The sequence below is a fragment of the Streptomyces caatingaensis genome (assembly GCF_001187435.1).
Lineage (GTDB): Bacteria > Actinomycetota > Actinomycetes > Streptomycetales > Streptomycetaceae > Streptomyces > Streptomyces caatingaensis.
The window spans coordinates 125550-143769 of sequence record NZ_LFXA01000003.1; the positions used below are offsets into that span (position 1 = coordinate 125550).

General features: G+C 75.7%; 16 protein-coding genes and 1 riboswitch. Of the genes, 4 read left to right on the top strand and 12 right to left on the bottom strand.

All coding sequences use genetic code 11. The features are described 5' to 3' along the window. The first annotated feature begins 73 nt into the window (after positions 1 to 73). The 3 genes from AC230_RS07005 (at position 74) to AC230_RS07015 (ending at position 4039) form a co-directional block, all read left to right on the top strand. A complete protein-coding gene (locus tag AC230_RS07005; protein WP_157868527.1) occupies positions 74 to 1657 on the top strand; it encodes an alpha/beta hydrolase in 1584 nt (527 codons plus the stop codon). A 104-nt stretch (positions 1658 to 1761) separates the two neighbouring features. Then, entirely contained in the window at positions 1762 to 3258 is a 1497-nt protein-coding gene (locus AC230_RS07010; protein WP_078871040.1) for a M20/M25/M40 family metallo-hydrolase, read from the top strand. Between the two features lie 385 nt (positions 3259 to 3643). After that, entirely contained in the window at positions 3644 to 4039 is a 396-nt protein-coding gene (locus AC230_RS07015; protein ID WP_049715176.1) for a YciI family protein, read from the top strand. A 136-nt stretch (positions 4040 to 4175) separates the two neighbouring features. On the opposite strand, the gene AC230_RS07020 is transcribed toward AC230_RS07015, so the two are convergent. The 5 genes from AC230_RS07020 to AC230_RS07040 all read right to left on the bottom strand — a co-directional run bounded on the left by AC230_RS07020 (position 4176) and on the right by AC230_RS07040 (position 9765). After that, positions 4176 to 4742, bottom strand: coding sequence for a DUF4232 domain-containing protein (locus AC230_RS07020; protein WP_053161062.1), 567 nt, complete (start codon positions 4740 to 4742; stop codon positions 4176 to 4178). A gap of 295 nt (positions 4743 to 5037) precedes the next feature. After that, positions 5038 to 6084: a 2-hydroxyacid dehydrogenase gene (locus tag AC230_RS07025; protein ID WP_049715177.1), complete on the bottom strand. Its 1047-nt coding sequence runs from the start codon at positions 6082 to 6084 to the stop codon at positions 5038 to 5040. Between the two features lie 24 nt (positions 6085 to 6108). Further along, positions 6109 to 6723, bottom strand: coding sequence for a histidine phosphatase family protein (locus AC230_RS07030; RefSeq protein WP_049715178.1), 615 nt, complete (start codon positions 6721 to 6723; stop codon positions 6109 to 6111). Further along, the gene (locus AC230_RS07035; RefSeq protein ID WP_049715179.1) at positions 6720 to 8228 is read right to left on the bottom strand and encodes an FGGY-family carbohydrate kinase; all 1509 of its coding nucleotides are present in this window, start codon (positions 8226 to 8228) and stop codon (positions 6720 to 6722) included. The genes AC230_RS07030 and AC230_RS07035 overlap by 4 nt, the downstream gene beginning before the upstream one ends. Further along, the gene (locus AC230_RS07040; protein WP_049715180.1) at positions 8221 to 9765 is read right to left on the bottom strand and encodes an FGGY-family carbohydrate kinase; all 1545 of its coding nucleotides are present in this window, start codon (positions 9763 to 9765) and stop codon (positions 8221 to 8223) included. The genes AC230_RS07035 and AC230_RS07040 overlap by 8 nt, the downstream gene beginning before the upstream one ends. Positions 9766 to 10016: 251 nt before the next feature. On the opposite strand from AC230_RS07040, the gene AC230_RS07045 reads away from it, so the two are divergent. Then, a complete protein-coding gene (locus AC230_RS07045) occupies positions 10017 to 10799 on the top strand; it encodes a DeoR/GlpR family DNA-binding transcription regulator (protein ID WP_049715181.1) in 783 nt (260 codons plus the stop codon). 42 nt (positions 10800 to 10841) lie between these two features. On the opposite strand, the gene AC230_RS07050 is transcribed toward AC230_RS07045, so the two are convergent. The 7 genes from AC230_RS07050 to AC230_RS32915 all read right to left on the bottom strand — a co-directional run bounded on the left by AC230_RS07050 (position 10842) and on the right by AC230_RS32915 (position 18162). After that, the gene (locus AC230_RS07050) at positions 10842 to 12290 is read right to left on the bottom strand and encodes a HAMP domain-containing sensor histidine kinase (RefSeq protein WP_049715182.1); all 1449 of its coding nucleotides are present in this window, start codon (positions 12288 to 12290) and stop codon (positions 10842 to 10844) included. Further along, positions 12287 to 12985, bottom strand: coding sequence for a response regulator transcription factor (locus tag AC230_RS07055; protein ID WP_049715183.1), 699 nt, complete (start codon positions 12983 to 12985; stop codon positions 12287 to 12289). The genes AC230_RS07050 and AC230_RS07055 overlap by 4 nt, the downstream gene beginning before the upstream one ends. A gap of 45 nt (positions 12986 to 13030) precedes the next feature. Next, entirely contained in the window at positions 13031 to 14569 is a 1539-nt protein-coding gene (locus AC230_RS07060; protein ID WP_049715184.1) for an alpha/beta fold hydrolase, read from the bottom strand. 118 nt (positions 14570 to 14687) lie between these two features. Continuing rightward, entirely contained in the window at positions 14688 to 15974 is a 1287-nt protein-coding gene (gene thiI / locus AC230_RS07065; protein ID WP_049715185.1) for a tRNA uracil 4-sulfurtransferase ThiI, read from the bottom strand. 126 nt (positions 15975 to 16100) lie between these two features. Beyond that, positions 16101 to 16331: riboswitch (cobalamin riboswitch) on the bottom strand. A 46-nt stretch (positions 16332 to 16377) separates the two neighbouring features. Then, complete coding sequence (nicT, locus tag AC230_RS07070) at positions 16378 to 17454, bottom strand: Nickel transporter NicT (protein ID WP_049715259.1); 1077 nt, start codon at positions 17452 to 17454, stop codon at positions 16378 to 16380. 218 nt (positions 17455 to 17672) lie between these two features. Continuing rightward, positions 17673 to 17984: a hypothetical protein gene (locus tag AC230_RS07075; RefSeq protein ID WP_198535465.1), complete on the bottom strand. Its 312-nt coding sequence runs from the start codon at positions 17982 to 17984 to the stop codon at positions 17673 to 17675. A gap of 16 nt (positions 17985 to 18000) precedes the next feature. Further along, positions 18001 to 18162, bottom strand: a complete 162-nt coding sequence (locus AC230_RS32915) for a hypothetical protein (RefSeq protein WP_198535466.1) — start codon at positions 18160 to 18162, stop codon at positions 18001 to 18003. Positions 18163 to 18220: the final 58 nt, after the last annotated feature.

The following is an 18220-nucleotide window of genomic DNA, read 5'->3' on the forward strand; positions in this document are numbered from 1 at the left end:
CCGCCGCGAAGACCGCGGACTTTCCGTCCCGGTGTGTTTATGTCGGATCCGATCATCTGTGAGGGAGTGGCGCGTGAGACGGCTTTCGGTGATTTCGTCCCTGGTCCTTCCGCTGACGCTCGCCGCGTGGCTGTCCCCCGCGCCGGCGCAGGGCGCCCGGGCCCCCTCCGCGCCGCCCCTGGTGTGGGGGGCGTGCCCCCGGCTCTCCCAGGGGGCCGTCCCGGCGGGATGGCAGTGCGGGAGCCTGGAGGTCCCGCTCTCCTACTCCGGCGGGGCCGGGAGCCGGCAGACCGTCAGGCTCGCGCTGGCCCGCCGGCCAGCGCGCGGGCCGGGCCGGCGGCTGGGCGTCCTGTTCGGCAACCCCGGCGGCCCCGGCGCCGACGGCCTGGGCTTCACCGGCCTGTTCCAGACCGTGGTGGGCAGGGCCGCCGACCGCTACGACCTGGTGACGTGGGATCCGCGCGGCGTCGGGCACAGCAGGCCGGCGCTGCGCTGCGGCCCCGAGGAGCGGATGGAGGAGCTGTACACGCACCAGGCCGACACCCGCTCCGACAAGGGGGTTCGCGAAAAGGTCCGCAACGACCAGGAGGCGGCCCGGCTCTGCCGGGCCAACGCCGCGGCGCTGATCTCCCACATGTCCACGACGGACACCGTCCGCGACCTCGACCGCATGCGGCAGGCCCTGGGCCGGCCGAAGCTCGACTTCATCGGCTTCTCCTACGGGACGGTGATCGGCGCCGTCTACGCCAACCTCTTTCCCGCCCGCACCGGGAGGATGGTCCTGCACGGCGTGGTCGACGCGCGCCGGTGGATGAACGACCTCCCCGCCTTCATGCGCAGCGACACCGCCGAGGGCGAACGCACGCTCCGGGCCGCGCTCAGGGCCTGCGACGCCCACCCCGCCGACTGCGCCTTCGCCGGCGGCGCGCAGCGCAAGTTCGACCGCCTGGCCGCCCGGCTGCGCCCCGCCGGCGCCCGCGTGCCGGACCCGCGCGTCACCTGGCGCCGTCTCGTGCACGACGCCCTGGTGGTCTCCACCCCGGGCGCCACCGGGCGGGAGGCGGCCGGTGACCTCCAGGCCATGTACGGCGCGGTGTTCGAGAACCGGCCCTACCACCAGGCGCAGGCGCTCCCCGACGTCGAGACCGGGCTGCCGGCCCCCTGGGGGCTCCCCGCTCCGTACCGCCGGGAGTCGGACGGCTACTCGTTCAACATGTACGACAGCCGCAACGCCACGCTGTGCCTGGACTTCCCGCCCGCGCCCGCCGATCCCGGCTGGTGGCTCCGGCAGGTGCGGGACGCGGAGCGCGCCAGCAGGGTGTTCGGCGCGTTCCGCGTCCTGGACAACGCCGTGTGCGCCGGGTGGCCGTCCCGCCAGCCGCGCGGCTACATGTACACCGGCCCCTGGAACCGCGGCTCCGCGCAGCCGCTCATCGTCAACGAGCGCTGGGACAACGCCACTCCCCTGGCCTGGGCGCAGGCCATGCGGGCCGCCCTGGGCCCGGGGGCGCGGCTCGTCGTCAACGAGGGCTTCGGGCACGGCGCCGTGACGCGGTGCAGCGTGCACCATGTGGCGACGTACTTCCTGACGGGCCGGCGGCCGGCGGACGGGACGGTGTGCCGCGGTGGCCGCACCAACCCGTTCCAGGAGGACTGAGGCCGTACGACCGCGCCTTCGCCCGGTGCGGTCGCGCCGGCCGGGGCCCGGCGGGCCGAAACCGGGCCTTGCGGGAGCGCTGTTGCGGCCGTGACGATGGCGGCATGACGCAGCCGGGCGAGGACGCGGGCAGCAGACACAGCGGTCACGACGGGCACAGTGGTCACGACGGGCACGGCGGGCGGGGCACGGCACGGCGTACGGTGCTCGGCGCGGCCGCGGCCGGTGCGGCGGCCCTCGGGGCCGCCGGGCTGCCGCCGGAAGCGGCGGCGGACGCACCCGCGCAGGCGCCCGGAGGGCCCGCCCACCACCGCCCCACCCGCCAGCCGCCCCCGCGCGAACTCCGCTCCCTGCTGCGGGAGATCGACCCGCGCCGCATCGAGGCGACCGTCCGCAAACTCGTCTCCTTCGGCACCCGGCACACGCTGTCCGCCCAGGACGATCCCGTACGCGGCGTGGGCGCCGCCCGCGACTGGCTCCTCGCCGAACTGCGCCACCGCGCCCGGGCCTCCGGGGGCCGGATGACCGTGGAACTCCAGTCGTACGTGCAACAGCCCGCGCCCCGCGTCCCGGTGGCGACCAGGATCACCAACGTCCTCGCCACGCTGCGGGGTTCGCTCACCCCCGAGCGGATCTACGTGGTCTCGGGGCACTACGACACACGGTGCAGCGACCCCATGGACGCGGCCGGCGACGCGCCCGGCGCCGACGACGACGCCTCCGGGGTGGCCGTCGTCCTGGAACTGGCCCGGGTCTTCGCGGCCCGGCGGCCGGCCGCGACCGTGGTGTTCGCGGCGGTGGCCGGCGAGGAGCAGGGGCTGTACGGGTCCGGCCACATGGCCCGGACGTACCGGGGCCGGCAGGCCGACGTGCAGGGCATGTTCACCAACGACATCGTGGGGAGCCCGACCGCCGAGGACGGCTCGCGCGACCCGTACACCATCCGGCTGTTCGCCGAGGGCGTGCCGACCTCCGAGACCCCGGAACAGGCCGAGGTCCGGCGCTCGGTGGGCGGCGAGAACGACTCGCCCTCGCGCCAGCTCGCCCGCTTCGTCCGGGACACCGCCGAGAACGACGCGACGGGCATGCGGGTGCGGGTGGTGTACCGCCGCGACCGCTACCTGCGCAGCGGCGACCACATCCCGTTCCTCCAACAGGGCTATCCGGCCGCCCGGTTCACCGAACCCGCCGAGAACTACGCGCACCAGCACCAGGACGTCCGGGTGGTGGACGGCAAGCAGTACGGCGACCTGCCCGAGTTCTGCGACTTCGGCTTCATCGCCCGGGTGGCCCGGGTGAACGCGGCCGCCCTGTGGTCCCTCGCCCACGCCCCCGGCACCCCCCGCGGCGCGAAGATCCGCACCGCCGCCCTCGGCAACTCCACCGAACTGGTCTGGGAACGCGGCCCGGATCCGGACCTCGCCGGCTACGAGGTGGTGTGGCGGGAGACCACCGACACGGAGTGGACGCATGTCATCCCGGCCGGGAACACGACCCGGCACACCGTCGACCTCTCCAAGGACAACGTCTTCTTCGGCCTCCGCGCCGTCAACCGCTCCGGGCTGCGCAGCCCGGTGGCCTTCTGCACGCCTCAGGCGTGAGGCGGGGCGGACGGCCGGCCCGCCGGCATGGGCACGATGGGCGGCCTGATGCGGCAGGGAAACCAGCGGCGGACGCCGCAGCGCAGGTGAACTCCTCCGCCGCCCACCCCGAACGCGTCGAACGGCTTCGGGCGGAGGCCGCTGTGCTGCTCCGCTTCGTCGACGTGGGCGGGAGGCCGTCCCCGCCTGCTCAGCCGTAAGGACGAGGACTTCGTCCTCGACCCCGTCCGGACCCTCTCGTTCTCCCCCGCGAGACCGCGAAGCGGGCGGGGAGTCCCGCCGCCCTTCGTCGGATCCGGACGCCGATGTCGAGAACCCGTGCCCCGGCACCTTCCCCACCGCGAAAGCACCACAATGGGTCACACCCGCACCGAGGAGGACCACGATGGCCAAGTACGTTCTGCTCAAGCACTACCGCGGCGCCCCGGCTTCGGTCAACGACGTGCCGATGGACCAGTGGGCGCCGGAAGAAGTCACGGCTCATGTCCAGTACATGAACGACTTCGCGGCCCGGCTGAAGAAGACCGGTGAGTTCGTCGACAGTCTGGCGCTGGCCCCCGAGGGGGCGTGGGTGCGTTACGACGGGGAGGGGCGCCCGCCGTTGGTCGACGGGCCGTTCGCGGAGGCCAAGGACCTCGTCGCCGGCTGGACGATCATTGACGTCGACAGCCGTGAACGGGCCGTCGAGCTGGCCGGGGAGCTGTCGGCCGCACCGGGGGCGGGCGGGAAGCCGATCCACGAGTGGCTGGAGGTGCGCCCGTTCCTGACCACGCCGCACTGAGCGGGACCGACGACCAGGAACGGTCCGTCACCTCCTACCGTGTGGCCGGTGTCCTGGTCACGTCCTGGCACCTGGGCCCGGGGCCGGGGCCGGGCCCCGGCCATCCCGGCCCCGGCGCCCTGACGCAGCCGGGCGATCAGTAGGAGAGCGCCCGGTCCGCGGTGCTCTGCCAGAAGGTGACCCACGCCGAGTCGTCGAAGTACGTACCCGGGACGCGGGGCCGCGCCGGGCCGCCGACGGAGCCCTGGCCGGCGGCGTCGGTGAAGTAGACGTCGATGCCGGAGACGCGGTGCCCGTGGGTTCCGCTGCCGTCGGGCGACTCGCTCATGATGCCCGCGTACGCGGACTGGCCGGGCTTGAGGATGACGACGGCCTGCGGAGCGCTGTCCCGGAGCACGGTGACGGGCGCCTGCTGCCCGGCGTCCCAGCGCAGCGCCGGGGCGTGGTAGGCGGCGCAGGTGGTCCTGCCGGTGTTGGTGGCGGTGAGCAGCAGGTGGTTGAGGGGCCGGGGGACGGGGGTCACGGTCACCTTGGTGTTGTCGGCCGTGCAGGGGGCTGTCCGCTGGGCCGCGGCCGGCTTGGACGCGGCCGGCTTCGAGGTGACGGTGGAGGCGCCGGCGGTCTGGGTGCCGGCGAGCGTGAGGGCGGCCGCGGCGGCTGCTGCGGCGGCGAAGCGGGCCGCGGTGGTGGTCGTGACGTTCATGTGACGTGCCTTTCCTGTGGGCTGTGGTTGTGCCTGTGGGTCTTCCTGCGCCTGCCCCGGTGAGGCGTGCGTGACCGCCTGACGGGGCGTGGAGCGCGGGGAGCGGACGCCTCGGCGGCGGGGGGACCGCGGCCGTCGTCCGGTGATCAACAGGCTGCCCGGCGGGGTGCGGCGGGCACAACGGCTGCGCGCAGTTGCGGGACGCCGGAATGCGGAAAGCACCTCTGACCTGCGGGAATGCGGGTGCCCTGGAACGCCGGGCCGGGACGCGGGGGCGGGGGGAAGGGGGCGGGCGTCAGCTCGTCAGCACCTCGGGGTTGGCGCAGTGGGCGAGCGGCTCGCCGCGCAGGAAGCGGGCGGTCTCGGCGGCGACGATGCGGGCCGCCCTGCGGGCGACCTGGCGGCTGGCGCCGGCGATGTGGGGGGTGAGGACGACGCCGGGGGTGGTGAGCAGGCGGGCGCCGGCCGGGACCGGCTCGGCCGGGTAGACGTCGAAGCCGGCCCCGGCCAGGTGCCCGGATTCCAGGGCGTCGCACACCGCGTCGTAGTCGAGGAGCGCGCCGCGCGCGCAGTTGACGAGGACGGAGCCGCGGGGCATGGCCGCGATCTCGGCGCGGCCGATCAGGCCACGGGTCTCGTCCGTGACGCGGGCGTGGAGGGACACGATGCGGGAGCGGGCGAGGAGTTCGCCGAGGGAGACCGGTTCGGCGATGCCGGTGAGCGCGTCGGGGCGCACGTACGGGTCGTGGACGAGGACGCGGGCGCCCATGGCGGCCAGGACGCGGGCGACGCGGGAGCCGATCGCGCCGAAGCCGACGAGGCCGACGGTGGTGCCCTCGATCTCGATGCCGCACCGGTCGTAGTCGTAGTGATCGCCGCGCCACGTGCCGTTCCTGAGGTCGGTGTGGACGTCGCCGACGCCCCGGGCGGCGGCGAGGAGCAGGGCGAGGGTGTGCTCGGCGGTGGCGGTCGCGTTGCGGCCGGGCGCGTAGCAGACGGCGACGCCGTGCCGGGTGGCGGCGGCGAGGTCGGCGTTGACCGGGCCGCCGCGGCTGACGCAGCAGAGCTCCAGCCCGGGGCAGGCGGCCAGGACGCGTTCGGTCAGGGGCGCCAGCTGGGTGACGCAGACGCGGGCGCCGCGCAGGGCCTCGATCATCTGCTCCTCGGTGCCGGACGCCTCGTCGACCCCGGCGACGGGGCCGAAGGGCGTGTGCGGCCAGGGCAGCCGGAGTTCGCGTATGGCGAGGGGCGTGGTGGCGGGGACGGCGGCGCGGAGTTCCTCGCCGAGGAGGCGCGGCAGGACGAAGTGGTCGCCGGCGGCGAGGACGGTGGTGGTGCTCATGGGTTCTCCTGGCGGCGGGGGGCGTCAGCGGGCGGGCAGGGCGGGGGCGTTGAGGCGGAGCAGGGCGGCGCGGCCGGCGCGGAGCCGGAGTTCGGTGAGGGCGCCGTTCTCCAGGACGGGGAAGACCTGGCGGTAGCGGGAGAGGGGGATCTCCAGCAGCCGGCAGAGGGCGAGACGGACGAGGGTGGAGTGGGCGACGACGAGGACGCGGCCGTCGGGGAGCTCCCGGGCGGTCTGCGTCAGGCAGTCGAGGGCGCGGTCGGCGGCCGCGGCGGGGTCCTCGCCGCCGGGGAGGTGGTGGGCGACGGGGTCGGCGAGGAAGGCGGCGAGGGCGTCGGGGAACGCGTCGGCCATCTCGTCGCGGGTGAGCCCGTCGCCGCGGCCGAAGTCCACTTCCACCAGGCGTTCGTCGACGCGCGGGGCGAGGCCGAGGGCGGTGGCGGCGGGGCGGGCGGTGAGCCGGGCGCGGGAGAGCGGGGAGCAGAGGACGGCGTCGAGCCGCTGCCCGGCGGCCCAGGCGGCCAGGTCCTCGGCCTGCCGGAGGCCGTGTTCGGTGAGGGGGACGTCGGTGCGGCCCGCGTAGCGGTTCTCGGCGTGCCAGGTGGTCTCGCCGTGGCGTACGAGGAGGAAGTCGGTCACTGCTCGGCCTTTCTGCGGGCGTGCGCGGCCAGGGTCTCGTCCAGCAGTCCGCGGTGGGTCAGTTCGTCGACGAAGGCGCGGTAGACGGGGAGCAGCCGGGCCGTGCGGGCGGGGTCGGGGGGCAGTTCGTCCCGGATCCGCACCATGGCGGCCGCGGCGTCCTCCAGCCTGGTGCCTTCGGCGGTCGCGGCGAGGACCGCCATGCCGGTGGCGCTCCCGTCGTGCTCGGGCAGCCGGACGGGGCGGCCGAGGAGGTCGGCCCGCAGCTGTGACCAGTAGGTGTTGCGGGCGCCGCCGCCGGTGAGGGTGAGCGGGCCGTCGACGGGGGCGCCGAGGAGGTCGAGGCGGTCGAAGCAGAGCCGTTCGACGCAGGCGACGCCGAGGAGGCAGGCGTGGAAGTGCTCGGCGTCGTCGGCGGGCCGGCCCAGGACGAAGGCGGTGGCGCCGGGGGCGCGGAAGGGGAAGCGCTCGCCGCCGGCGGTGGCGAGCGGGTAGACGACGGCGGCCGGGCCGCGGGCGGCGAAGGAGGCGGCGGCCCGGCGGGTGAGGGCGTCGAGGTCGGCCCCGGGGAAGCGCCGGGCGATCACTCCGGCGCCGCTGCCGGAGGCGCCGCCGGGCAGCCAGGTGCCGCCGGGTCCCCGGTGGCTGTAGACGGTGCCGGCGGGGTCGCGGACGGGGCGGGAGCTGACGCCCTTGAGGACGAGGGTGGTGCCGAGGACGGAGTTCCAGGCGCCGGGGGCGAGCGCTCCGGCGCCGATCTGCGCGGCGCAGCCGTCCGTGGTCCCGGCGACGATCGGGGTGCCGGCGGGGATGCCGGTGGTCGCGGCGGCGTCGGGGTGGACGGTGCCGATGACGGTGCCGGGGCGGACGACGTCGGGCAGGAGTCCGGACGGGACGCCGAGGGCGGCCAGTTCGGCCTCGGGCCAGCGGTCCTCGGCGAGGTGGTAGCCGGTCTTCAGGGCCTGGCCGGTGTCGGTGGGCAGGGGCCGGCCGGCGAGCCGCCAGGTGATGAGGTCCGCCTGGTGGAGGAGCCTGGTCCCGGGCGCGGGCTGGGTGGTGTCGAGCAGCCGGAGGAGTCTGGGCAGCGCCCAGGAGGCCGGCATGGTGCGGTAGCCGAGCGCGTCCCAGACGGCGGCGCCCACGGCGTTGACGCGGTCGGTGTACGCGTGGGCGCGTCCGTCGTCGTACATCACGCCGGGCGTCAGGGGTCTGCCGTGCCCGTCGGCGAGCAGGATGGTGCCGGAGGTGGCGTCGACGGCCAGGCCGCGGACGCGGCGGGGCGCGATGCCGGCGAGGGCCTCGCGGGAGGCGGCGGCGACGGCGGACCACCAGTGTTCCGGGTCCTGTTCGTGGCGCGGGCCGTCGCGGTGGCCGGTGAGCGGGCGGGCGGCGGCGGCGAGGAGGCGGCCGGTGCCGTCGACGGCGACGGCGCGGGCGCTCTGCGTGCCCAGGTCGATGCCGAGGAGGACGGCGTCGGGGTCGAGGAGGGGTGCGGCGTCAGGCATGGGTGGCTTTCCGTACGGGCTGTGCGGTGGCGGGCGGGGGGACGGCGGGGGCGGCGGCCGGGGGTGCCCAGCCGAGGGCGCGGGCGGAGCGGCGCCAGTCGAGGAAGGAGGCGTGCAACGCGTCGTAGAAGGCGCCGCGTTCGGGGTCGGGTTCCCAGCGGTCGCGGACGCGGACGAGGGCCGCGGCCGCGTCGTGCGCGCTCGGCTGCGCCCCGGTGGCCACCAGAGCGGTCAAGCAGGCGCCCTTCGCGCCGAGTTCGGTGCCGTCGCAGCGGGCGGTGGGCACTCCGGTGACGTCGGCGATCAGGCGGCACCACGCGTCGCTGGCGGATCCGCCGCCGCACAGGCGCAGTTCGGTCACCGGGGCCCGGGAGGCGGCCAGGCAGTCGCGCACCACCATCGACAGTCCCTCGAAGACGGCGCGGGCGAGGTGGGCGGGCGTGTGGTGCAGGGAGAGGCCCCAGAAGGCCCCTCGGGCGCGGGGGTCGAGGAAGGGCGCGCGCTCGCCGGCCGGGGAGAGGTAGGGCAGGAACGCCAGCCCGCCGGCGCCGGGCGCGGTGCCGAAGGCGAGTTCGCCGAGGGCGGCGGGGCCGGGGACGGCGAGGGTGCGGGCCGCCCAGTCGAGGACCTCGGTGCCGGAGAGGGTGGGGAAGGCGCGCAGCAGCCGGTTCCGGCCGCCGTAGGCGATGGTGATGCCGCAGGGTTCCCCGGTGGTGTCGGGGGCGCCGGTGACGGTCTCCGTGCACAGGGTGGTGCCGAGGATGCCGCACGCCTGGCCGGGATCGACGACGCCGGCGCCGAGGGCGGTGGCGGCGATGTCGTAGGGGGCCATGACCACGGGCAGGCCGGCGGGCAGGCCCAGTTCGGCGGCGGCCGCCGGGGTGAGGTCGGCGACGCGTTCGTCCTCGCCGAGGACGCGGGGCAGCAGGCGCCCGGCCCACGGGAGGCCGAACAGGTCGAGCAGGTACGGGTCGTAGGCGCCGGTGGCGTGGTCGAGGAAGGGGGCCGACGCGTCGGACTCGTCCACGGCGGTGATCCCGGTGAGCCGCAGGAACAGCCACCCGGCGCAGGTGAGGGCGGTGCGGGAGCGCGCCAGGCGCTCGGGGTCGCGGGCGGCGAGCCAGGCGAGGACCGCGTTGGGCATGCCGCCGCAGGTGAGCGAGCCGTTGCGGCGGAACGCCGCGTCGAGGACGCCGTCGGCGGCCCAGCGGGTGAGCAGGCCGGCGGCGCGGCCGTCGGACCAGAGGACGGCGGGCCCGGTGGGACGCCCGTCGGCGCCGACGAGCCAGCAGCCGTCGCCCTGGGCCGTGAAACCCACCAGCCGCACCGGGGCGTGGCCGGGCCCGAGCCGGGACAGGGCGGTCCGCGCGGTGCGGACGACGCCGTCCCACACGGCGTCCATGTCCTGTTCGGCCCGGCCGGGGCGGGGCCGCAGCACCTGCGTGGCGACGCGTGCGACGGCCGCCTCGCGTCCCTGGTCGTCGAAGACGACCGCCTTGATGACCGACGTGCCGACGTCGATGGTGAGGACCGACATGACTCCGGGTACCTGCCTCTTCGCAGTGCCGCCGCCGGTGCGCGGCGGTTCGCGCAGTAGCGAAACGCGCCGCCGGACAAGGCGTCAATCGGCCGGGGAGAACTTCCCGTTCCGCGCCCCGGCCGGGCTGTGAGGGCCGTGTCCGGGCCGCCGTCCGGCGGGCGCCGCCCCGGCCGGGCCGTGTTACGTTCGTGTGCAGTTCACAGCTCCGCTTCCGTCGCGGGCGGGGCGGTCCGGGAGGGGGGCGGCGCATGACCGGCCGGGACGCGCAGGAGGAGCGCCGGCGCCGGCTGCGCGAGCTGGTGACGGGCAGGGGCTTCGTCCGCACCGCCGCGCTGGCCGAGGAGTTCGGGGTCAGCGTGATGACGGTGCACCGCGACCTCGACGCGCTCCAGTCGCAGGGCTGGCTGCGCAAGGTGCGCGGCGGGGCGAGCGCGCTGCCGTCGGCGCACTTCCACGGCAGCGTCGCGGAGCGGCTGCGGACGATGTCGCGGACGAAGCACCGCCTCGCGGCGGCCGCCGCCGAACTCCTCGCCCCGGGGCAGGTGGTGATGATCGACGACTCCACCACCTGTCTGCCGCTGACCCGTCACCTGCCCGGCAGCACGCCGCTGACGGTCGTCACCAACTCGCTGCCGGCGGTCTCCGCCCTGGCCAGGGAGCCGGGCGTCTCGCTGATCGCGCTGGGCGGCACGTACTTCCCCGCCTACGACGCGTTCATGGGCCCGCACACGGCGCAGAGCGCCGAGGCGTACCGGGCCGATGTGCTGTTCCTGTCCACGACGGCGGTCACCGGGGGCCGCTGCTACCACATGTCGCCCGAGACGGTGCAGGTCAAGCGGGCGATGATGGCGTCGGCGGCGCGCCGGGTGCTGCTGGTGGACCACACGAAGTTCGCCCACCAGGGGCTCCACGCGCTCGCCCCGCTCACCGCCTTCGACCTGGTCGTGACCGACGAGGCGGCCCCGGCGGCCGAGGTGCGGCGGCTGCGGGAGCAGGGGGTGGCCGTGCGCGCCGTCCCCGCCGGCCGATGAGGCGCGGCCGTCCCGTGTGAACGTCACACGCCCTCCACACCGTCAGCGCTCCCGGAGCCGCCCCTCTCCCCCGCCGTCCGGCGGTCCCGCCGCCGTTCCCGGCGCCCCGCGCGCACGCCTCCGCGGCGCCGGGCCGTCGGGCGCGGCACGGCCGTACGGCGGGAGGCGGAAGCCGACTTCCGCGCCGCCGCCCTCGGCCGTGGTGGCGAAGACGGTTCCCGCGTCGGCCGTGACGATGTCGTGCACGATGGCGAGACCGAGGCCGGATCCGGGGGTCGCCTGCGTCCGGGAGCCGCGGTAGAAGCGGTCGAAGACGGCGTGCCGTTCGGCGGGCGCGATGCCCGGCCCCCGGTCGCGTACGGCCAGTTCGCCGCCGGCGACGCGCACGGTGACCGGGGTGCCCTCGGGGCTGAACTTCACCGCGTTGCTCAGCAGGTTGTCGACGCACCGCTGAACCGCGCGCGGCCGGGCGCGCACCGGCACCGGCGGGTGCGCGTCGTCCTCGACGACGAGGACGGTGCGCCCGGTCCGCCGGCGGACGCGCCGCGCCCCGTCCTCCGCGGCGACGGCGAGATCGACGGCCTCGGGCTCCTCCTGGGCGTAGCGGTCGGTGGCCAGCTCGACGAGTTCGCGCACCAGGTCGTCGAGGGCCGCGGTCTCGGTGACCAGGGTGGTGAGGATCTGCTCCTCGTCCTCGGGGGCGAGCCTGCCGCGCGCCCGCTGGAGCAGCTCGGCGCTCCCGCGCACCGAGGTGAGCGGGGTGCGCAGTTCGTGGCTGGCGTCCTGGACGAGCCGCCGCTGCTGGTCGCGGGAGCGGCGCAGCGCGGCGAGCATGTGGGCGAAGCTGTGCGTCAGTTGGCCGATCTCGTCGGATCCGGCGGGCGGCAGGGGCGTGGCGAGGTCCTGTGTGGTGGTGATGCGCCGGGTGGCGCCGGCCAGCCGGCGGACCGGCCGCAGGATCCGGCCGAGGACGAGCCAGCCGAGGACGGCCGCGAGGGCGACGGCCGCCGCGGTGGTCCAGGTGATCCGCCACAGGAACTGGTCGTCGACGCGCGCGGCCCTCTCGTGGCTCTGCCCGACCATGACGGCCCCGCCCCCGGGCAGGGGCCTGGTCAGCGTGCCGTACTCGGTGCCGCCGACGAGGACGTCCGCGCGGGCCTCCCCCGTGCCCGTGCGGGCCACGCGCAGCGCCTCCGGCGGGACCGGCAGCGCGGCGCGGCCGGGCGTCAGCGGCCGGACGGTTCCCCCGGCGGAGACGGTCTGCTCGGTCGTGCCGGGCCGGGCGGGCGGGGTGCGGCCGGCGGCGAGGAGGGTGGCGACGGTGCTCGCGCGGTCGTCGAGGCCCCGCTCCAGCTCGTCGCCGACCAGGGCGCCGACGCCCCGGTACGACATGACGGCGGCGAGGGTGATGGCGAGCGCGGCGGTCGCGGCGAGCACGGCGGTGATCTTCGCGCGGAGGGTGCGGAACCGGCGCGGTGTGCGGGGCTTCACGCGGGCCGGATCGTGTAGCCGACGCTGCGGACGGTGTGGATCAGGCGGGGCTCGCCGCCCTGTTCGGTCTTCTGGCGCAGGTAGCCGATGTAGACGTCGAGGGAGCGGGAGGTGGTGTCGAAGTCGTAGCCCCAGATGCGTTCGTAGATCTGCGACCGGCCGAGGACGACGCCGGCGTGCTCCATCAGCAGTTCCAGCACGTCGAATTCGGTCTTCGTCAGGTCCAGCGGCCGTGTTCCGCGGCACGCCCGCCGCGCCGCCGGGTCGAGGGTGAGGTCCGCGACCGCCAGGGGCCCGCCGTCCGCGGGCGGTTCGGTGCGCCGCAGCAGCGCCCGGATGCGGGCGAGGAGTTCCTCGGTGGCGAACGGCTTGGCCAGGTAGTCGTCCGCGCCGGCGTCGAGCCCGGCGACCCGGTCGCCGACCTCGTGCCGGGCCGTGAGGACGAGGACGGGCAGCCGGTCGCCGCGCCGGCGCAGCATCCGGCAGAGCCCGAGGCCGTCCAGGCCCGGCATGACCACGTCCACCACCGCCAGGTCGGGCCGTTCGCGCTCCAGCAGGCCGAGCGCCTCCAGGCCGTCGGCGGCCGGGAGGACGCGGTAGCCCTCGAAGCGCAGGAGCTGGTCGAGGGTGCTGCGCACGCCCGGGTCGTCCTCGGCGACGAGCACGGTCCGGCGGTTTCCCGTTGCATCGCTCATGTGATCATCTTCGCCGGTGGGGGACGTGGTCGTGACGGCGGCCCGTCAGTCGCGGACGGGGGTGACGGTGATCGGCGGGAGGGCGCGCAGGCAGGAGGTGTCGCCCGGCGTACCGGTCCGCAGGAAGCGCGAGGAGACGCCGGTGACGCAGCCGCTCGGCTCCAGCTCGGGGACGTGCCCGGTGTTGCGGACCGACAGGAACCGGCCGTGGCGGAACTGGCGGGCGGCCTTCTCCCCGCTGGCGTCCGGGGTGTTGGCGTCGAGGTCGCCGGAGAGGACGAGGACGGGGACGTCGGGCAGCCGGATCCCGGTGGGCCGCGGGCCGGGGGTGTTCCCGCGCGGCCAGCCGATGCAGTCGTCGCCGCCGTCGGTGTGTCCCTCGGTGAAGCCCTTGGCGCTGAACGCCCCGTGCTCACCGGGCCGCACGGCGGCGAGCGCGGCGCGGTACTGGCGCCACCGTACGGACGGCGGCGCCTCCTTCGACCAGGCCGTGCCGTAGTCGTTGCAGGCGACGGCGATGTACGGCGCCTGGTCCGCCGTGCCGGCCGTGGCCCCCTCCTTCTGCACGAGCCGGCGCAGCGGCGCGGCGTCGCCCCGGACGAAGCGGTGGAGGGCGTGCGGGAGTTCGCCGAGCAGGGACGGCTTGTCCGGTGCGTGGCCGACCTGGCTGCTGGCCGCCTCGAAGAGCAGGTTGGCGAGCTTGTCCTCGGTGAACTTCTCCTGGTACACGCCGTGTCCGGTGGTGACGGGCACGGTGAGGGGCCGGGTCCGCAGCCGCGCGGCGGTGGTGGCGAGGTCCCGGACGGCCCGCTTCCCGTCGCAGGCGGCGGGCCGGGCGCGCTCGCAGACGCGGCGCAGGGAGAGCGATACCGCCTGGGCGCTGGGCCGCGCCAGGGGGTCGTCCCGCAGCGGGAAGGCGCCGGAGAGGACGATGTTGCGCACGTGTCCGGGGTGGCGGGAGGCGTACACGGGCATCAGGTACGTGCCGTAGGACAGCCCGTAGAGGCTGAGGCGCCGGACGCCGAGGCGAGCGCGGATCGCGTCGAGGTCGTCCGCGGTGGCCGCCGAGGTGTAACCGGCCGCCTTGGGCCCGAGGTTCCCGGCGCAGCGTTCGACCGCGGCCCGCTGCCCGGCCCGCGGTGCGAGGCGGTAGGCGGCGTCCGTGACCCCGCAGGGGACCGGCTGCGACGCGCCGGTGCCGCGCGGGTCGAAGAGCAGCAGGTCGTGGTCCTTCAGCAGGCCGTCGAGGCCCCGGGCGAAGTCCTCGGCCCTGTCGATCGAGGTCTCGCCCGGGCCGCCGGGGTTGACGGCCACGGTGCCGCGGGCGGGGCCGGGCGCGCGGTGCCGGACGACCGCGTAACTCACCTCGACCGTACCGAGTTCCGGCTTCCCCGCGACGAGCGGGCGGTCGAGCCGGCCGCAGTCGGTGCGGTGCCCGTCCACGGCCGGGCACCAGGTGGGTGCCGCCGTGGCCGCGGGGCCGGCGGGTGCGGAGGCGGCGGCGGCCGCCGGCAGCAGGGAGGCCGTCACCGCCATCATGCTCACCGCCAGTCCCGCCCGCCGCGCCGTGCTCTTGAACGTCATCGCCCTCTCCTGTTCCTCGGGTGCGGGCACCACGATGCCGGGCGCGTGTCGAGGGCACGGCAGAGCGACGGCAAAACCGTGTAAGAACCCACCGGGCAAGGGCCCGTGGGCGGACCGGCTAGGCCCCGCAGACCGGCCCGGCGGCCGCCGGCAGGCCCGTGGCGTCGCCGCCCCCGGCGTCGTCCGCTCCGGGGCGCAGGCACTGCGCGGCGCGCAGCAGTCCCTCGATGACCTCGTCCATGTCGAGCCGTTTCTCGACCCGTTGGACGTCGGGGAGCTGGGCGCGGGTGCTGACGTGTCCGGGCGCGAGGAGCTTGCAGCAGTCCTCGTCGGGGAGGACGGAGACGGGGGCGGTGCCGATGGCGCGGGCCTCGTCGATGATCTCCTGCTTCTCCCAGCCGAGGAGGGGGCGCAGGACGGGCAGCGTGGCGGCCTCGTCGATGGTGGCCAGGTTGGTGAGGGTCTGGCTGGCGACCTGGCCGAGGCTGTCGCCGGTGACGAGGGCCTCGGCGCCGGTCCGACGGGCGAGGGCGCTGGCGGCGCGGACCATCAGCCGGCGCTGGGCGACGACTTGGTACTTTCCGGCGCCGGCGATGGCGAGCTGCTTCTGGGCGGTGCCCAGGGCGATGACGTGGAGGCGGCCGGCGGGCTGGTAGCGGTTGAGCTCGCGGGCGAGGGCGTAGGCCTTGTAGACGGAGGCGGCGTTGGTGTAGGGGGCGCCGGTGAAGTGGACGAAGTCGCAGCGCAGTCCGCGGCGCATGGCCCGGTAGCCGGCGACGGGCGAGTCGTAGCCCCCGGAGAGCAGGACGAGGGCGCGGCCGCTGGTGCCGACGGGCAGGCCGCCCTGTCCCTTGTGGCGTTCCCACGACACGTACGTCTCGTGCCTGCCGACCTCGACGGAGACGCGGACGTCGGGGTCGCGCAGGTCGACGGGCAGGCCGAGGGTGCCGTGGACGACGCCGCCGACGTACCGTTCGAGCTCGGTGGAGGTGAGGGAGAAGTCCTTGTCGCGGCGGCGGGCGCGGACGGCGAAGGTGAGGCCGGGGCGTCGGGCCCGGAGTCCGTCCAGGGCGTCCAGCACGGTCGCGGCGATGTCCTCGACCGTGCTGGGCACGCGGACCGCGGGTTCGACGGCGCTGAAGCCGATGACCCGGCGGGCCCGTTCCACCAGTTCCCCGACGGGGACCTGGCCGCCGAGGACGGTCACGTTCTGGCTGCTCTTGATCCAGGTGGATCCGCCGACGCCGCGCAGGGCGTAGCGCAGGTTGTCGTGCAGCCGCTGTTCGAACCGGTCCCGGTTGCGGCCCTTGAGGAACGCCTCGCCGGGCTTGAGGAGGACGCAGGGGGCGGGCCCGGAGGGGCGGGACGCTCCTCCTGCCGGGGCCTTGGGCTGCTGCCGGGGCACGGGACTCTCCTTCGCGCATCGCGTCGCGGGCCCCGGGCGGGCGCGAAGGGCCCGGCGCACCCGGTGGTGCGTGCCGCGCGTCCCCGCGTCGCCCTCCCTCGGGGCCACCGGTCGGCCGCGCGTGACCGCCACGCGCGGGCAGCGGCAGGTCTTCGGACTCGCGGGCGCGTCCCGTGCCGGGTGGCGGGCACGGGCGTTCCTACCGGCCGTCGCTTCCCGGAGCCGCGGGGCTCCAGTGCTCGTTGACGGCGGTCGTTCCCGCTCACCGCTGCGGGGCAGTCCCGGATTCCCACCGGGTTCCCTCTTGCGACGCTCCCGCCTGGCCGACGGGGCGAACCAGCTGCATCCTCCAGGTTAAGCGCACGCCGGCGGGGAGGGCGGTCCGGGTGCCGGGGCGGGCGGGTCAGTCGGCGACGCCCACCCGCCCGCGACGGACGGAGGCGCTCCACCTCTCCTCGATGCGGGCGGCCTTCCACACCACCAGGGCGAGGAGCCAGGTGGCCAGGAACAGCCCGACGACGACGAAGCCGACGACGTTGAGGTCAAGGCCGGCGATCCGGTCCCAGAACGGCCCGTGCAGGCCGAGCCGGTCGGCGAGCAGGCCGAGGAGTTCGGCGGTGCCGATCAGGAGGGCGACGGCGACGGACAGTCCGGTGACGGCGAGGTTGTAGTAGACCTTGCGGACGGGCCGGGAGAAGGCCCAGCCGTAGGCGAAGTTCATGAACGTGCCGTCGACGGTGTCCAGCAGGGACATGCCGGCGGCGAAGAGCACCGGCAGGCACAGGATCGCGTACCAGGGCAGACCGGAGGCCGCGCCGGAGCCGGCCAGGACGAGGAGGGCGACCTCGGTGGCGGTGTCGAAGCCGAGGCCGAACAGCAGGCCCAGCGGGTACATCTGCCAGGGCCGGCTGATCGATTTCGTCACCCGGCCCAGCAGGCGGTTCAGCAGGCCGCGGCCCTCCAGCCGCCTCTCCAGCTCGGCCTCGTCGAAGTGGCCGGTGCGCATGCGCCGGAAGACCTTCCAGATCCCGGCCAGGATCACCGCGTTGACGACGGCGATCACATAGAGGAAGACGCCGGAGACGCCGGTGCCGATCCAGCCGGTGACGGCGTGGAGCCCGGATCCCTCGTCCCGTACGGGACCGGCGAGCCGCTTGACGCCGAGGGCGAGCAGGAGGGCCAGCGCGAACACCACGCTGGAGTGGCCGAGGGAGAACCAGAAGCCGACCGACAGCGGCCGCCGGCCGGAGTGCATGAGCTTGCGGGTGGTGTTGTCGATCGCCGCGATGTGGTCGGCGTCGAAGGCGTGCCGCAGACCGAGCGTGTAGGCGGTCGCCCCGATGCCGATCCCGAAGGAGCCGGTGCCCACGCTGTAGTGCTCGGGGGCCACGAGCGCGACGAGCGTGCCCCACCCGACGACGTGCAGGGCGACGACGGTGGCGGCCATGCCGCCGATCCGCCGCCATTCGTGGCGCGATATCGCCTTCGAGGCGCTCTGTGGGAGGGACGCTCGTGTGCCGGGGGCGGTGGAGGAGCCGGTGGCCATCGGGGGTTTCCCCTTCCTGCGGCGGACCAGGGACGGCACACCGTAGGCGCGGCCGATTTCCACCTGCAATACCGGTGCAACAGGCCCCGGGAGCACGGGCCGGCGGCGGGCGCGCGGCCGTCGGCGCACGCCGGGGGCGGCCCGCGGCCGGATCAGCCGCCGAGGCTCCAGGAGAGCGTGTGGTCCGCGGCGGCGAGCGCCAGCAGGACGGCCAGGTCGGCGGCGCCCAGGGCGAGGCCGAGGAGGGCGCGGCCGCGGCGGGCCGTGCCGCGGACGAGGGCGACGGCTCCGAGGCCCAGGGCCAGCGGACCGAGCACCAGGTTGAAGACCAGCAGGCCCGTCAGACCCAGGACGAAGGAGGCGACCGCCATCCCGTCGGCCCGGGCACCGCGCCGGGGGCGCGCGGCCGGCCGGGCCGGCCCGGCGCCGTTCGTCGTGGAGTTCTCCGTCCGGGTGCTCCGCATGGCGACGCGCTCCATCTCAACGCCCCTCCGTCCGGCTCCGGTTGCGCTCGCGGAGCGCGAAGACGAGCAGCCACACGGCGATGAGCGCGGCCGCCGGCAGCAGGACCGGAAGCGGGGTGTGGGCCGCCGCGCCGAGCAGGACGCCCATGACGAGAACGGCGGCCATGAGGAAGAACACGGTTCCGCACCTCCTTGAGTGAACACTTGGAACAACAGTCGTTCACTGAAATCAGCGT

Bases quoted from the DNA above. Each gene is read 5' to 3' on its own strand.
- AC230_RS07075 (WP_198535465.1), bottom strand. From the start codon at position 17,984: ATGCGGAGCACCCGGACGGAGAACTCCACGACGAACGGCGCCGGGCCG.
- AC230_RS07040 (WP_049715180.1), bottom strand. From the start codon at position 9,765: ATGTCGGTCCTCACCATCGACGTCGGCACGTCGGTCATCAAGGCGGTC.
- AC230_RS07060 (WP_049715184.1), bottom strand. From the start codon at position 14,569: ATGACGTTCAAGAGCACGGCGCGGCGGGCGGGACTGGCGGTGAGCATG.
- AC230_RS07020 (WP_053161062.1), bottom strand. From the start codon at position 4,742: ATGAACGTCACGACCACCACCGCGGCCCGCTTCGCCGCCGCAGCAGCC.
- AC230_RS07010 (WP_078871040.1), top strand. From the start codon at position 1,762: ATGACGCAGCCGGGCGAGGACGCGGGCAGCAGACACAGCGGTCACGAC.
- AC230_RS07045 (WP_049715181.1), top strand. From the start codon at position 10,017: ATGACCGGCCGGGACGCGCAGGAGGAGCGCCGGCGCCGGCTGCGCGAG.
- AC230_RS07055 (WP_049715183.1), bottom strand. From the start codon at position 12,985: ATGAGCGATGCAACGGGAAACCGCCGGACCGTGCTCGTCGCCGAGGAC.
- AC230_RS07025 (WP_049715177.1), bottom strand. From the start codon at position 6,084: ATGAGCACCACCACCGTCCTCGCCGCCGGCGACCACTTCGTCCTGCCG.
- AC230_RS07015 (WP_049715176.1), top strand. From the start codon at position 3,644: ATGGCCAAGTACGTTCTGCTCAAGCACTACCGCGGCGCCCCGGCTTCG.
- AC230_RS07035 (WP_049715179.1), bottom strand. From the start codon at position 8,228: ATGCCTGACGCCGCACCCCTCCTCGACCCCGACGCCGTCCTCCTCGGC.